This window comes from Mesorhizobium sp. M0051, assembly GCF_040323235.1.
In the GTDB taxonomy this organism is placed as follows: domain Bacteria; phylum Pseudomonadota; class Alphaproteobacteria; order Rhizobiales; family Rhizobiaceae; genus Mesorhizobium.
Window position 1 is genome coordinate 31,376 of sequence record NZ_JAMYUT010000006.1, and the last position, 15,605, is coordinate 46,980.

Consider the following 15,605-nt stretch of genomic DNA (forward strand, 5'->3'; position numbering starts at 1 on the left):
GATCGGCATGTACTGTGGGAATTTCATTCCGGGAGACGCGGCTTCTGGCTTGAACAGCTTATCGGCTTTGGCAGGCGCAGGGATTTGTCCTCACGCCGCGTGCCTGTTCGCTGCCTCCAGTTTTTTCCACGACCCAGCCGCCATCCTCAGTTCTGTCTTGATGTGCTCCGACACCGCGTACGCCAGCAACGGTGGCACTGCGTTCCCGATCTGACGAAAGGATGCATTCATGGCCCCAGCGAACCGAAACCCGTCGGGAAAGGATTGCAATCTCGCTGCTTCACGGACCGAGATCATGCGTTGCTGCTTGCTGTCCCAGTGAATGTGCGAATAGGAGTCCTTGCCCAGGTGCGCGGTAAGGGTGCGAGATGGCAATGTGGGCTCAAGCTTCCACCACTTGTTCGGGAACTTGCCCGGATCGTAGGGCGGAACGCAGTTGCCGCGGATTTCATCATATCGAGCGCTGCCCTTGCGTGGCCGCCTGCTTTCAGATGCCAGCATTTCGCCAAAAATCTCTTCGGCAATCTGAAGGGCCCTGGGATAGTCCGCGCCCGCTCGCATCCTGCGGAAGATGGGAAAATCGCGTGGTGTCAGACGCACCACATGGCCATCTACTGTTCCGCCGGTCTTGAAGCCCTTCCATTCCCGCATCAGATGGGCATATGAGGACAGTCCGGTGAAAGACCGATAGGGCAACGAATCCTGCACCTTTCGGCGCTTCATCGCTTTCGGATCCCGGTAGTGTTCTGAAATGTATGGAAGATCCGAGAGAGCGGCCTTCACCGTCACCGCACCTGGAAGATCCGACGAAGCGACCGGGATTGGATGGAAGTGTGAATTGATCTCCGGGATGTACTTCAAGGCTACCGTTCGCGCGCCCTCATATCCCGAGGGCAGTTCGACTGAATGCGTGGGGCTGGGGAATGTGGGCACATATCCGAGCGACTTGTCGACCGCGACGAGAAACAGCCGCTCCCGCAACTGAGGGACCCCGTAGAATGCCGCATTCAGGAGCGTGTAGCTTGTTGAATACCCAAGCGCGTCAAGCGTCTCGCTGATTTCCTCGGGTATGTTGTGGCCACCGAAATTCAGGATGTCAGGAACATTCTCGATCAGGATTATGACAGGCTGAGCCACTTCGACGTACTGCAGGAATCGCTGATAGAGCTTCGCCCTTGCGTCATTTCGAAAGGCCGCGTCGTCGCCAGTCACCGAACGGAGCTTGGATCGCCCGATCCTCGCAAACGCCTGGCAGGGGAGACCTGCTGCCAGGACGTCAAATGCATGTTCTGCGCCCCCAAGGCCGAGATCTCCGGCGAGGGTTTCGGGACCGCATTCGACCATGTCGCGTGGAGCCGCCCAACCTTTGGCGCTGGTGCCTTCGGGAGGCGAAAAGTTGACCGCATAGCTCTGCGCAGCGTCTGAATCGTTTTCAACATGTGCAACAAGTTCGAAGCCGGCGGCCTGCAGCCCGAGCGACATGCCGCCGCAACCTGAGCAGAGCTCGAGAACGCGTGGCTTCGAACCTCCGGCGATCCGCTTTATCTTTTCCGAACGGATGGCGCTGCTCATTGAGCGGCTTCCATTATGAGGAGATCATTGAGTCGGGAAACAACCTCCCCGGGCCGCCGGGTTTCGCATTCCCAGATGATGAGGGGATCCCACCCGGCAGCGCGCAGTTCGTCCATGACTCGAGCATCACGGACGATGTTGCTGCCGAACTTCGCCTCCCAGAAACTGGCATTCGACTTAGGCGTATACGCAAGGCGACAGCCCTTGTGGCGGTGCCAGAAGCATCCATGCACGAAAAGGGCCTTCCGTCGGCCGGGGAACACGAGGTCAGGGCTACCTGGGAGATCCTTGCGATGAAGCCGGAACCGCAGCCCAAGTGAGTGCGCAGCGCGCCGAACAACCATTTCCGGCACAGTATTCTTCCCCCGGATCCTGGACATGACATTGGAACGTTGTTCCCTGGTCAGAATATCCACGTTCCGTTCCCCTACTGTTCCTGCAACCTGATACCGAATATGCGGGCAATGCGCTAGCCCTGTTGAAGCCTGTTCCCAATGATTACGAGCGGTCAATCGAGGCTAGGCTTCGTCCCGATGCCTGAAACTGGGAAAATGAGGCGTGATCGTTTTTCTGGCTGACGTTAAACTGCGACGGTGCGTCAGCGGCCGTGTTGGCATCCCCGGTTGCGCCAGGGTCGCTTGCGTATCAGCGGTAGCTGACGGCATAGGTTTCGCGACCAGGTGTATCGGCCCAGTCGTGATCACAAAACTGGAACGCCAACGCTCTGCGATGCACACTATCCGTCGTTGCCGAAGAGCCGTATCATTGGAAAGTGTTCAAGCATGTTCTGTTCGACGTCCAACCAGAGCGGAAGGTTTCCGCTGAAGGTCTCAGATGGCCTGTCGGCGCTGAGGTCGAGACCGACAGCGGTCTGGGCTGCAACCGCGAGTATTGTGATCTTCGCGGACTGTCGTGGACCGATGCGCGGCAGATACATGCCCTCGAACTCGCGATGATCCGCAAGATCGAGTCCGGTGAAGAACCGGGCGAAGATTATGCGTCTATTGAGGACGAGCTGGAGTCAACCGATGAGACCGGACTGCTCATGGGCCTCGACATCGGTGTCGCTTCTACTGTCGCGGCACTCTCAGCAGCACGGTGTATTCCCGTCACAAGCTGCAACGGCGGGGCGTTCGGGATACCGCACCACGAGGCCCATCCGCTCGTCGTATTCTGCGCAAGACCACAGCAGCTCGAACTGCTTGTTCAGGGAGCGGAAAAGGCAGGCGTCGGGCTGGTCAGCAATGCGTCGGGCCATCTCGTAGTCTACGCAGACGACATCAGAAAAATGCCCGCCTTCGCTCTCGCGCTGATCGAAACGCGCGCTGCGTTCCGGCAGCAGCGCTTCCGAACATCCGGCAAACCGGGAGCCGACAAGGATTTCACACACGCCAGCCAGCTGAAGCTGTTTGACTAGCTGCTGTGGAATGGCCGAGCCTCATGCGATTGGCGTCAATCGAACGTTATGATGCCGGGTCTCGCCGAATAGCCGCTCATCTGTGACGCGATCTGGCTCATGAGCGGCTCCCGTACACGGTACAGAACCGTTGCTCCCACCATTTCTGCATCAGAAAGCGACGTCGTCCAGTGCCAGTCGATGATAAGGCGGCGATCTGCTGGCACGCCACCTCCCAGCGGAGGTATCGCGAAGCAGGGTGTCGTCGAGATCGCGCCATGATTGTTGAAGCGAAGACCCAGGCCCTTGTCCTTCAATGTCCCGGGCACCTCGAGTGCGAGCACGACCGGTCGCATGACACCCTTGGATTGAGCCTGATCGCAGATGGCTCGCATGCCGACGAATACCCAGCGGCATTCCCGCGCGACCTCAGCCATATCGGGGAGCGAAGGTCTGTTCTGCCCTTTCGACTGGCTGGAGAGGAAATCCGCCGCGATATCCTGCAGCGTCCGCTGTGTTCTCGCCGCCATCTTTTCGGCCGCACCGTCAGGCAACATGAAGACCACACCGCGATCGCCCGCATCCATCGGCCCTGAGCCGGCACGGGCGATGTGACTTAGCGCATTGAGGTGCGAGCCATGTGCCGGCTCAGCTGTCGGTATGTCTGGTGCGAGCGTGATCGCATCAGTCCACAGCTGGATCTCCCCATCGGCCGGCAGCTGGTGCATCAGGCGATCAAACAGAATCGGCACCAGCGCCTCGTTCACCGCGGCGCGGCGATCCATTGCAACGTTGCCGCTCCCCACGGCGCTGCGCGCTATATGCGTCAGCATGGCGTGGAGGGATGGCCCGTATCGTGCAGCGAATCTGTCCTCGCGCGAGAAAAGGTCCAGCAGCGAGCTGATCACGTCTCCCGCGGCACGGTGCGCCGACATTTCCCATTGCATGAGCGCCCGGATCTGCGGCTGGTCCGCTATTACCGACATGATTTGCTCGCGAAGGCTTGCACCCCCGTCCTTCGCGGCGCCGTCAGGTGTGAAATTCTCCTTCTGCAGAAAGCCGGTTACAGCAGGCGGTGGGATCTCCGCTACATGGGCAGCGAAATGCGCCATAAGCCCATCATGCTTGTCGGCCTTGCTGCTCCAGGTGATCAGTACATAGGGCCCATTGTCAGGCGCCAGGACCTTGCACAGGATGGTGGCCGCAGCTTCGTACATCGCAACATCGTTGGTCACGGCCTTGAGGTAGTTGATGTCGAAGAATACCAAGCGCACACCGCTGAGCGGCGTGCGAATGTCGACCTTTGTTCCTTCGACCAGGACCGGCAGGCAGGCGACATCAAGTTGGCGCAGCGCCTTCACGATCGTGGTGAGCTCCCGCAGGTCGTCGTCGACGGCGATCACCGAGGGAGGATGGATCATTTGATCACCTGCCCGAACTGCATCGCGACCACCGCACCATCTACCCAGTCGGGCAGCTCAAGATCCTCGCGTTCGGGGAAGAGCAGCGAGCCACTGGCCAGCGACATAGCAAGCGACGAATAGTAAAGGCCGAGGCCCATGCCGTCCGGGCGTCGAGTGAAGAAAGGCTTGGTGACAATCTCCGGCAGATCCTGAAATCCGGGGCCGTTGTCCGCGACGATCAGGGCCGGACCGCCGGGAAGATCGTCCGTCAAGGCGATGTGGATCCGCCTTACCTGCGGCTCGTCCGGCCCCTGATCCGGCCAACGGACACGGAGCCAGTAGATGGCATTGTCGACGAGATTGACGAGCACATTCTGGAGCAGCGCCGATGACCCCGGAATTCTGATCTTGGGCATCCCTTCCGGCAGATCATAGGTGACCTTCACCTGGTGCCGTCTGTAGCGCCGGACATTGATCTCAGCATTGCTTTGAACGAGTTCACGGATGTCGACGCCATCTCGCGTCTTCTCCTTGAGCAGGCCACCGACGCTTTCGATAAGGCCCATCAGGCCACGGGACTGCTGCTCTAGGAGTTCGGGCGAGGCCTTGCTGCGGACGGCCTCGTGGATCGAGCGGACGCCCTTCTCAACCTCGTGAATGACAATCGCCAGGTTGAGACCCGACATGCCCGCGCGCAGAAGCATATCACGCATCTCAACGTACTCTTTTTCGACGCGGTCGACCAAGGGAAGTATCGTTCTGGCGTCGGCAGACGCCGCTACCGCCTCTCTGAGACGTCTCAGCGGCGTCTCGACCAGAATTTCATCTTTGTCAGCAGCGTCTTCAAGCAGACGTTTGAGGCGATCCTTGTCGAGTGCGCGTTCCACTTCGAAACGGTGGATGACTGCAGTCACGATCCCCCGGAATCGTTTGAACGTCTCGGTTTCGTCAAAGCCCTCACGGTTGGTCTTTTCCCGGAGCCTGGTGCTTGTCTCAAGGTTCAGGTTGATAGCGCCAATGACGATGTTGCGGCTCAGGCGCTGAGAGGGTCGATTGACGCGTCGCAGGTCCAGATGCAGCCAGTCGTCACCGGGTTCACCATAGTTGTAGACGCGCACACCATCGCGATAGACCCGAACACCGCCCTGCTGATCGAGGAACTGCTTTACCAGCAGGTTCTGCGGAAGCAGGGTCAGAATCTTGCGATCGCGGTCATAGGCCACAAGCTGGCCGCTGATCGGGCCTATTCCATCCAGCGTCTGAACATCCGCTACTGGAGACGACCTGTCGCCGGATTCCTTTTCGAGAAGCAGCGGATCGCTTTCGCCAGAAAGACGCCGCCCCTCAAGTCTGCGCCCGATCGGTGATCTGAATTCATACGACCAGTTCAAAGTACCGTCGAACGTGAACTCAAAATGCCATGGTGCCAGCTCGACGAGAGCCTGCACATCGGGCATTCCCTCAAGCCACTCAGGGTGCTCCGGAATGCTCAGTTCGGCCGAGAAGCCGTCTGAAGAATCGAAGGGGGAACTGATCGCCGTGATCGATCGGTACAGCTGGCGGGCCTCGCCGCGCCGCCACACTCGATTTCGCAGCTTGCGGATCGAGATGAGAGTGCCATGCGGCTTCCGACCGTTTTTCTCCGTGAAGAATTCGGGCTCGCGCGTGTGGACCGTGACACTCGTCTGATCGAGATAGCGGACGTTGGTCAGTTCATCCCAGTCGAGCAACACTTGGTGTTCGACATTCTCTCCTCTTGGCCGGGTCAGCAATTCTATCCGGTGCCCGAGCTTGTGGACCGCGAACCGGCCAACCCCCTTCTCACCGAGTGGCAGACGGTTAAACAGCTTGGTGCGCCGCTTCTCCAGCCGCTGAATCTCACGGTGATCGCTGGCGGGTTCAAGCCAGATCGACGTGATCGTCTCCATATCCATTCCGTCACCGGTATCGATGACGTCGATCGTCGGGTCGTCACCGTCTACACCTGCAAGTGTCACAGTGACCGATCCGGCATCAGCGTCGTAGGCGTTCTTGACGAGCTCGAAGATCGCCAGCTGATCGGTGCCGATCAGCTGATCTCCGAGGAGAGCAAGAATACGCGCCCTGGCGCGGAATGGGGCGACGATTGGGTCAGTCAAGCGCACCAGCCACGATATGGCCACTCTCCGGCACGGACACAGGGTAGAAATTGAGCCGTCAGATCGCCGACAGCGATACCACCAGCCCGGCTTTGATTGCGGTGAGCCGCCAGCCGAGGTGTCAGCCCGGGCGCATACCCGGGATGCCGGCTGCTTGAGCCACACAGAGACGATACAGTCGGTGTGCAGGGAGGTGGACTGAACGTGGAAAGCCGAGCGAAATCCATGAGTAAGCCCTCTCTCAAAAGGTGCTCAATCCGGTTTGGCAGTCCTCTGTTTTGCCGACCCATGGGACGTTCCCTAGCATACTTGTCAAACGTTTCGCCAGGACTCTAGGACGATCGCACTTCAACTGTCAGCCCTGGTATTTCATGGATATCGATGGAAGGCGTTCGGCGCCTTGACCTGGCGGCTCCGCGACTTCGGGCCAGCACCCGGAGAATGTCCGGGTCCCGGCCGGTCAGGCACCTCTGAACCAGTCGTGGCCAGCTCTCCCAGTGCGCACGCTCATCATAGCCGATTTCTCCGCTGAAGCGCGCAGCGTGCCGCGCGAGCACAAGCAGAACTGGAGGTGCCGCCGAACCCGACGGACCGAGGCCAAGGGCGGTGGAAACGGCTCCTGAAGATCGACTGCCAATCCATTCGGAAACGCGGCTCACCCATTCGTTGGCCTTGAGCAGATTCATTCGCCGGCTGTTGCGCTCCGCGAGAGACCGCCCGTAGATGTCGGGCCATTTCAGCTGTACCAACCCGAGCCGGCCGGTCGTGTTGTCGATCAACACTGCGTCAATGTCGGTTAATTCTGTCCCGTCTGTTCGTCTGATACGGAAGCCTCGGTCGGGAATTGCGTATCGTGGTGGTGTAAAAAGCTCTCTGAGGTTCTCTCTGAATACCTGCTCGCGTCCGTCCACGGCCCTGTCCCAATCCCGACGGTAGGTTCGACGGAGATGCCAGGTCAGACCTGCACTTGCATTCATCACGCCACCGAACATTGGCAGCAGAACGAAGTGCCGACCGAAGTCGACATAGTAGGGCAAGGGCAGCTCGTGATCACGCTCACAGCCAGCCGCCGTGTCCGCATTCAGCGACAGGCCGGCAATGATCTGCTGCGCCCCTTCGGCGGTCTCTCCGGACTGCTGCCAGACCGCCGCCACGTCATCTTTTCGGGCGAACACCGTGAGCAGGTTGCGAAGTTCGAGGCCCGTCGTCCTGGCCTTCAATCGCGTAGCGCAGGCGATGTGATGGAGCACACGCCCATACGCTGATATCGAGGCCCTGTTCCAGTCCGCGAATGGGCGTCCTCCGAGGAGCGCACTGCTCGGGAGTGCGTCTGCCTCCGCTGTTCCGGCATTATGAATTTCCGCAAAATCGCGATGATAGACCATTGTTTCCTCATCGGGATCGTAGCGCAGAAACCACCCATCCTGGACGCTTGCGTAGCGGTCTATCCTGCCGGCCACTTCAGCCTTCTGGGCCGCCATGCGAGCCGCGATCATCAACAGTCGCTGACGTGCCAAGGCACCTAGCCACGCGCCAGCTTTGCGTTCCGCGATATCGTCATCATCGGACGCCATCTCCAGTACCAGATGATTGTCCGAGAGGAATGTTGCTTCAGCCAGTCCGTATCGCTCCATGGCTGCCAGTCTCTGGACGACGGCAAGCCGGCCACAGTTGATGAGATGTTGATCAGCAACGGAGCTGAAGTGTGGGGTCGTCGGCTCCCATGGCACTCCACCAGGATCGTCCTGCAGGCATTCCATAAATGGCCGCAGCGCCGAAGCGGCCCCCAGGAGAATGAGGTGTCTGGCAGCATCCGTTCGCACCAGCTGGGCACTATTGGGAGCCATCGTGAACGCAAACGATGCTTCATCCAGGCCGCGTACGAGCTCTATGAGGAATTGTCGTTCGTATCCTGTCCAAGCTGCTGCTGTCCGCGCCAGGTATGCCGTCCGGATCGCGGAAATCACCTGCTCGGCACGGTGCATGATCTCAGGTCCCAGCGGTCGTTCATTACCGGTTCGCGCCCTTCTACCAGAATTTGCTTGAACCATCCTTCAGGATCGACCGTCCGGTGGAAAGAACTTACCATCTGCCACGTGGCGCGCCAGGCGCTCCTTCGCCATCAAAATGAACACGGGATTCCCGATGAGCTCAGATTTTCAGACGCACACGGACGGCTTGCAGCGTCGGCCTCCTTCTACTTTGAAGCCGACCTCCTGCTATTATGAAAGCAGAACCCCGAGGCACCGAGGCTTCCCCTAACCTGCGGTTTCAGCAATCCTGCTACGATGCGATATTCACCTCTTGCATTTGTGCTGGCGCTGGCAAAAGGGCGGTTGGCTCAAAACCCTTCCGCCACAGTGGAGGATTGGAAACCGCTGTCGGCTGCTACAGGCTGTACAACTGTCCCCCAAGTATACTACTCGCCAGAGGAGTTGGAACGGCAGCGTGAGAACACGAGGTGAGCAACCGAGCACGCCACCGCCTACATCTCTGCTGAACTGGAAAAAGCAAAAGGGCGCAGTGAACGGCGCGACAAAAGACCATGACCCGCCTGTCCTTTGCCGAGGAGCTTGAAAGCGCCGCGGATCGCATAGGGGACATGTCGCGGCCGGATCTGCAGATCATCCTTCGTCGCGCTGCTTTGATGCTCAGGAATGTTACCGGCGTTTCCCTTGAACCGGCGACTGAGAATGCACTCAACGACCTGGCTGCCGAGATGAAAGTGGGCCGGTCCGACCTCATACAGATTGTATTGCGCGAGTGGCTGGAGACGAACGCCTATCTCCCCGTGCGCACCATCGACGAGGAGAGCGAAACCGACGGGAGTGCGTAGTGGTGGTGGCGCCATCCTCATTCGTCTTTCCAGACGACACGTGCTCACTGGCCAGTTTCCGCGCCGGCAACTGTCGGCGCTCTGAGGAAGAACGGCGTATAAACCGCAGTCCTGCGTGCGTCCGCAACAGGGGACGTTGTCGCGCGCAGGACGGAGGAAATTCGCCCCCGCCGCGGGCGGTGAACGGGACAGCCGTAGGAGCGTCAGCATAGCGCCGGCCGCAGGACGGGACGCGGGACCGACTGTCCCCGTCCGCAGCGGTCCGCATAACTTTGCGTCACGATGGAAGCCGACCAGCCGTGATCGCGCGCAGTTCCGGTCCTCGGCAGTCAAGCCGCTGATCGCATCGATGCTGCTGGCTTGCCAGCACCAGCGCCGAGTTGGCCTGGAAATCGATGAGGTCCTGCGCCGTTCGGCTCCTCTCAATTGCGTGGCAGCTTGTGAATTTCAAGCCGGACAGGCCCGCCCCTGTCACAACTGGTGCAAAAAAGCGCGCGTTCGACTGAACTGAACAGAGCGCCTTTGCCATAGCGTTTGATGAGGCCGGCAGGCTTTACCGTTGCATGGTGCGAACAAGATCTGCACCAGGCCCGCAGCACATGCCATTCGCGAAGGTCTCCGAGGGCGACATCGAGGCCGGCGTGAACACTACCGTCGATGATGGTCTGTGGCGGGATCTTCACCTCGCCTGGCGTCAGGATCTTCTCCATCACATGCCGACTGTTGTAATGGATCAGCAGCATGCCCGGCCGGCGCCGGATGGCGGCCTGCCAGGCAGCCTGGCTCACCGTCGAATCGGGGGAGCGCGAAATGGTTTCTGACAGAGCCTGCTCCTCGCGATCCCAGACCTCGATCCGAAAATTGTCTTCCGCTGTTTTCGCCATAGCTTCGCCGGCCAGCGCGATTGACGCCGAGCCATGGTCCTCTGCTGCTCAAGATCACGCTGAAATAAGGAACATATTCCTGTCTCGTCAAGGGGAGCACTTGACTCTTTGTTCTCTTTTTGTTCACATTAACAGAGAGAGGCCATAGGAGGCGAACCATGGAACTTCGCTTGAACATTGAGAACGCAATACCCGAAGAGCTCGCACGCGGCATCGCCGCAGCCGAAGCCGTGTTTGCACGCGCCGGCATTACGGCTTTGCAGGGCGCGGAAGGACTGTTTGCGTTGGAAGGGTGGGATATCAAAGGCTTTCCGGAAGACGACAAGCCTACCGAAGACGAGGACCAGGCCGCCACAGTCTGGCTGGAGGCCGACGAGGCTGCGACGGCTGCTTGTTGTGCGGGCTGGCCGGAGGACAAAATTCCGCGCCATCAGGTCATGGAACTGATCAACGTTCCCCGCACGAAGTTGCAGGCCGAGGCGCTTCCGGACACGTGGCCGGCGCGCAAACAGCTCTATCCTGACGTCGTCAAACGGCTGGAGGTTACAGCTGGCCCAGACCGCCAGATCGATTTCGACATTGCCTTCGTTCTGGGTTGGGTGCCCGAGCGGCCGACGCTGGATCGGGTTGAGCCGCTATCGGAAGAGGGAGACCGTATCCCCTTCTTCACCAGCGACCTTGCCCAGGTCGAAGAGATGGCTCGCAAGGCGCTCAAGGACTGGACAATCGAGATCGACCGGGATCCCTGCGATGCCCACGTTTTCGACCCGGCGGCCAGTGATGACGATGATGAATTGCGCATGGCGGCGTGGCGTGATTTCGACGGCTCCCTGCACATGGAGAAGCCACCGGCAAATCCTGCAATCGCGCTGACGCTGGCCATGATGCGTGGCCAATCGATGCATTTCGAATAGTGGTCAAACGCAGTCGGGGTTCACCAACGCCATCGGTCATCGACCGCGACTGGCCACACCAGGTTGCGCTGCCCGATGACCTCTGCACCGACCGGAACTTCACCATGATCGCGACGTTCTGCCAGGAACGAGGGCTTAAGCACCAGACGCGGCATGTGCAGGCGATATGGCCGAATGGCAAATATGAAACCTATCGGCTCCATTGCTTCAGCGACGCCGCATCTGCAGAGGTGTTCCTTGATCACTTCGAGGGGCTGATGTTCGATCCGAGGCGGGATCGAGAGAATGGGAAGGTGCGTGGCGTCTGGCGCCGCATACCCGTATTGGCCTAGATGGCTACACACTTGTCGTGCAGGCGAAGCTGCGCGGCGGCGACGCCTGGACCGTCGACGGCATCAACCGTCTGCTGAAGCATGGAAGCGCGACCCGGCTGTCGGCCGCGCGGCGGCTAGCCACCTCGACTATCCGATACCTTCTCGTCACAAGTGCAGCGCTGAACGGAGGTACAAGAGGCCTGAGAGTCAAAAGCGCCGGAAGCTGGCCGAAGAAGAGCGGAATGCCTGCCACGACAGCGAAAGCGCTCCCGGCCGGTGCCCCGGGACGCATCGCTATCATCGGCAATCTGGACGAAGACCGGCTGGTCGAAGAAATCAAACGGCTTCTGATAGAACGATTTGGCATTCCGAACGCGCGCTGGGTCGATTGTCTTCGCGCGCTCCGCGAGGAGGCGCGTCTGCGCGTCCGTCGCGTCGGAGAAGGGCGATGGCGTCGGGAAGAGCTCTCGCATACGCTCCTCGACGTGCTGACGGATCCCGATGGACCGGGAGAAGATTGGGGCGCAGGGGTCGCTGCGCGCATCGTCGCAGCCGCCAAACGCATTCCGGAGCTGACGCTCGTTCCGAGGCCGATGACGGCGGCCAGGGTCGACGGATGGCTGTCCGATCGCCTGGCCGACCCTTCCAGCAAATTGACCGAACATCTGAGCCTTGCGGCTGCGGCCGGATCGCCTGCGTCCAGCGCCGCCGAGTTCGCTCGCTACCTCCTGCACCGACCCGACGAAAGCTTTGGTGGGTTAAATGTGTGGGGACGTCCGGGCCATCCCGACGCCTGGTATGACCGCCTGCGCTCAGATCCGGCGATACCCACGATCGCCGGGCGTTTCGTCAGGGAGATCCTGCCCGATGATCGTGATCATTACAGCGAGTCTCTCGTCGGCGATCTCGATCGTCTGGCGCCAGACCTGACCCCGGCCTATCTCGAAGCGGCAGCGGTGATTGTCCGCCATGGGTTCACGCATTCGTTCGACGTCGTCGCTGCCGGCGCCTTGCGCGATCTGGACAGCTTCGAGCCTATCGTCGACGCTGCGGTCAAGGAACGCACGCCGACGAGCGACGAGCAGGCGAAGGCGAAGTCGAACGAGACCCACCTCGCCATCATCAATGAAGTCTACAACGGCGATTATGCCGAACATCTCGCAGACAATGACGATGGCTTTACGGCAGGGGAATTCCTACGAGCCTATGCGGATCGCGTCCGTGAGGCGAAGGGCTGGAGAAGCCTAGCGCAGCACCGGCACGCCACGTCGCTTCTCTCCTACTGGATGCGGTCTCTCCTGAGCGGGGCGAAGACCAAGCGGCCGTCGGACGACGAATTAGCCGGCGCGTTCGCCGCGGGCTTCGACGGTGAAGAGGAAGACGCCCTATGGTTTGTCCTTATGCAGCATTGGGACGAGCAGTACCGGGAGCGACTCCTTTTCCGCATCCGTCAGGGATCGCCGCTGAGCGCTGTACGGCACGCCGCGCTGGCGTGCCTCGTCGAACAAGCGCCTGATGCGCTGGCGCCGATTGCAGATGAGCTTCGCCGGGTTGGCAAGGACGAAAGGCTTGTCGAACTCATTGTCGACCTCGCTCATCTTCAGGACCAGCGGATTGGCGACGGCGACAAGCATGAAGCCGCCGCCATCGCCGCACTAAATCATCTCGACCCCGCCCTTCAGGAGCTTTGCGAAGCCGCGCGCAATGGCGGGGAGGACAAACTGCAGCCTCTCTCTTCGGCGGCCGTTGCGCTGCTGGCTAGGCCAGCACGATCGAGCCCGAGCGTTCGTGGCTTGCGCATTCGTCGGCACCTCGACCTTTCAGCCTCCGCGCGCGCTGACATCGAGTGGACGCTTGCCCACAGCAATGACGACGATGCTTGCGTCGAAGCCGTTGCCGCGGCCATCGCACTGGGCATGGAGGATGTCGTCTCCGCGGCGCTCTACCACAGGTTCTCCCATGTCGTTGCGAAGGCGCTGGCAGCAGTCGGAGAGAGCGTTTCGGTGCCCCTGTCGGCGGACTTGCTCGCCTTGGCCGCCGCTGAGGGGAGCCCGGTGCGGAAAGCCTTGGTTCGCCTGCTCGTCGCCAAGCCTCATCGGGCCCATCTTCCAGTCTTGCTGCGCCTCGCACGGGATCAATGGTCTTCGTCGTCGCGCTACTATGGCGAGGACGACAATTTCCCGATCGCGCGGGCGGCAGTCGATGCGATCACCGGTCTAACGCCTCTTGATCCGGCAATCCTTGAACAACTGCGGGAGATCGCGATTGAGACCTCGGACTGGGTGGTCTGTGGTGGCCTGTTCAGAATCATCGCCGCCCAAGGCGGGCGCACCTTCCAAGAGCGGCTTTTAGAGCTTGCCGTTACGCCGGGTCGAATTCGTGTCAGGCGCGCGGCAGCCCACGCGATGTTGGCGGAAGCGGACACGCTGGACCCAGCGATGGTCAGCCAGATCACGACGGACCTCCTAGTAACCCGTGCGCCAGCAATCGCCGCCATGCTGACCCTCATCGTAGCGCGTCGAATGGCTCTTGAAGAGCGTCTGGAGCTTGCGCGCGGAATATCGGCGAACTCCAAGCGACGAGCTCTTATTCTCCTGATGCTCTGGCCTGCGGTGAAACCAAGCGAGTCCTCTAGGTCGGCGATCGAGCGGCTTCTTCCCGACAATCACCCGTCGCTTGCATGGGTAAATTCCGGCCCGATTGAACGCGGTGAGGACGCCTTGATCGCCGACCTGGGCGATCCTGGCGTATGCCGGGAGGTCCTCAGTCTGCTGAACCCCAAGGAGGCGAAGTCGTGAGTAAGCCTTTCGACCTCCTGCGCGAGCTCTCTCGTTTCGGGGAAGGTACCGACATCAACCTGAATGACGCGGCGATACGACCTGCCTTCGGGCTTCATGTCGAGCAAGCGATCGATCGCGCCCTGAAAGACCCCATCCTTCTTCAGGGGCAGCGCGCCGAAGCAATGTTCGAGGCGCTAGTCGTGAGCTTGGGTGAGGTCCAGCTCATCAAGCCCGAGGACGGCGGGCGGGTGTTCTCGTCCGAAAAGATGCAGCCCCCCGACTTCAGGGTCGTCTTGAAGGACGGGAGAAATTGGCTGGTGGAAGTGAAAAACGTCTATGAACGCAACGCCTTTCGTCAGCGTCGCCGTCTCCTGACACGCGACTACCGCAAGACTCTCGACCGCTACGCCATCGCGACGGGAGGAAGTCTCAAGCTCGCAGTGTTCTGGGCGCGCTGGTCTATCTGGACGTTGGTCGATCCCGAAAAGCTCGCCCCAGGCGGCGGCGATCTGACCGTCGATATGATGGAAGCCCTCAAGGTGAGTGAGATGGCGTCGCTCGGCGACGAATCGCTCGGCATGCGAGCGCCACTTCTTCTCCGCCTGGCGACGGATCCCAAGCGGACAAGCCCGATCGCACCGGATGGCACCGTGCACCTTACCATCGGTAAGGCGCAGATCTTCAGCGGCGGATTCGAGCTGTCGGACCGTTCGGACCAGCAGATCGCATGGACCGTCATGCAATATAGCGACTGGGAGACCAAGGAGCCGAGAGCCGTGGTCGACGGCGATCGACTGATCGCGCTTGAGTTCGACTGCGCTCCCCTCGAGATGAGCTATCAAGGTTTCGAAACCGCAGGTCCCCTCAGCCGCATTTTCGCCCGTTACTATGCAGATCAAACGATGAAAAATGGGGAAGTTGTCCGGATCTCCGCGCCGGCGCAGCCGGAATGGTTCGGGGCGCTGCGTCTGAAAGGCGGAGACGGACGGATGCCGATGTGGCGGTTCATTTTGGAGCCTAATTACGAGGGCCAGTTGATCCGAGAATAGGCGAAGTCCGTTTTTGAAAGTCGGCGCCCCAGGCTTTGAAGACCGACATTCTGAGCATCGCCGCCAGGCAGCATTCGGGCCAAAGGCGGACTGGCAGCTTGCAGAGAGCTATTGCGGACATCCGGCACAAACTGCCCAGACTCAAAATGACTAATCAGAGAACGACGTTGCAGAATTGAACTGAGATAAGTTGCGACGCAACTCCGACTCCTCCACGTGGGCGTTCGCGGACAGGCGGCGTTCAGGCGCTTACGCCTGGCGGTTCACAACCATTGGCATCGGCGTTCGGTCCATTCCGCCCCCCTTTGGCCGACCGGGT

The 15,605-nt window shown here is 60.4% G+C and carries 12 protein-coding genes; 6 read left to right on the forward strand and 6 right to left on the reverse strand.

Annotation, left to right across the window (positions count from 1 at the left end; all coding sequences use genetic code 11):
* Nucleotides 1–90 precede the first annotated feature (90 nt).
* Together NKJ90_RS08190 and NKJ90_RS08195 are read right to left on the reverse strand one after the other, a co-directional pair.
* Nucleotides 91–1,572 (reverse strand): DNA cytosine methyltransferase, encoded by a 1,482-nt coding sequence (locus tag NKJ90_RS08190; protein ID WP_352485892.1) that lies wholly within the window; start codon nt 1,570–1,572, stop codon nt 91–93.
* Nucleotides 1,569–1,988 carry a very short patch repair endonuclease gene (locus NKJ90_RS08195; RefSeq protein WP_352485893.1) on the reverse strand — a complete coding sequence of 140 codons (420 nt, stop codon included), beginning with the start codon at nt 1,986–1,988 and terminating at the stop codon, nt 1,569–1,571. The genes NKJ90_RS08190 and NKJ90_RS08195 overlap by 4 nt, the downstream gene beginning before the upstream one ends.
* Before the next feature lie 536 nt (nt 1,989–2,524).
* Here NKJ90_RS08195 and NKJ90_RS08200 point away from each other — a divergent pair.
* A complete protein-coding gene (locus tag NKJ90_RS08200) occupies nt 2,525–2,989 on the forward strand; it encodes a hypothetical protein (RefSeq protein WP_352485894.1) in 465 nt (154 codons plus the stop codon).
* Nucleotides 2,990–3,024: 35 nt separating this feature from the next.
* Here the strand turns inward: NKJ90_RS08200 and NKJ90_RS08205 are convergent, their stop codons facing one another.
* From NKJ90_RS08205 to NKJ90_RS08215, 3 genes are all read right to left on the reverse strand, one after another.
* Nucleotides 3,025–4,371 (reverse strand): hypothetical protein, encoded by a 1,347-nt coding sequence (locus NKJ90_RS08205; protein WP_352485895.1) that lies wholly within the window; start codon nt 4,369–4,371, stop codon nt 3,025–3,027.
* Between the two features lie 14 nt (nt 4,372–4,385).
* Complete coding sequence (locus tag NKJ90_RS08210) at nt 4,386–6,509, reverse strand: ATP-binding protein (RefSeq protein ID WP_352485896.1); 2,124 nt, start codon at nt 6,507–6,509, stop codon at nt 4,386–4,388.
* A gap of 332 nt (nt 6,510–6,841) precedes the next feature.
* Nucleotides 6,842–8,494: a hypothetical protein gene (locus tag NKJ90_RS08215; protein WP_352485897.1), complete on the reverse strand. Its 1,653-nt coding sequence runs from the start codon at nt 8,492–8,494 to the stop codon at nt 6,842–6,844.
* A 560-nt stretch (nt 8,495–9,054) separates the two neighbouring features.
* Here NKJ90_RS08215 and NKJ90_RS08220 point away from each other — a divergent pair.
* Complete coding sequence (locus NKJ90_RS08220) at nt 9,055–9,345, forward strand: hypothetical protein (RefSeq protein WP_352485898.1); 291 nt, start codon at nt 9,055–9,057, stop codon at nt 9,343–9,345.
* 422 nt (nt 9,346–9,767) lie between these two features.
* Here NKJ90_RS08220 and NKJ90_RS08225 read toward each other — a convergent pair whose 3' ends face one another.
* Nucleotides 9,768–10,133: a hypothetical protein gene (locus NKJ90_RS08225; RefSeq protein ID WP_352485899.1), complete on the reverse strand. Its 366-nt coding sequence runs from the start codon at nt 10,131–10,133 to the stop codon at nt 9,768–9,770.
* Between the two features lie 254 nt (nt 10,134–10,387).
* Here NKJ90_RS08225 and NKJ90_RS08230 point away from each other — a divergent pair, with 254 nt between their 5' ends.
* The 4 genes from NKJ90_RS08230 (at nt 10,388) to NKJ90_RS08245 (ending at nt 15,286) form a co-directional block, all read left to right on the forward strand.
* Entirely contained in the window at nt 10,388–11,143 is a 756-nt protein-coding gene (locus NKJ90_RS08230; protein WP_352485900.1) for a hypothetical protein, read from the forward strand.
* Between the two features lie 104 nt (nt 11,144–11,247).
* The gene (locus NKJ90_RS08235; RefSeq protein ID WP_352485901.1) at nt 11,248–11,475 is read left to right on the forward strand and encodes a hypothetical protein; all 228 of its coding nucleotides are present in this window, start codon (nt 11,248–11,250) and stop codon (nt 11,473–11,475) included.
* Between the two features lie 224 nt (nt 11,476–11,699).
* A complete protein-coding gene (locus tag NKJ90_RS08240; RefSeq protein ID WP_352485902.1) occupies nt 11,700–14,255 on the forward strand; it encodes a hypothetical protein in 2,556 nt (851 codons plus the stop codon).
* Nucleotides 14,252–15,286 (forward strand): hypothetical protein, encoded by a 1,035-nt coding sequence (locus NKJ90_RS08245; RefSeq protein WP_352485903.1) that lies wholly within the window; start codon nt 14,252–14,254, stop codon nt 15,284–15,286. Before NKJ90_RS08240 ends, NKJ90_RS08245 begins: the two co-directional genes overlap by 4 nt.
* The last annotated feature ends 319 nt before the right edge of the window (nt 15,287–15,605 follow it).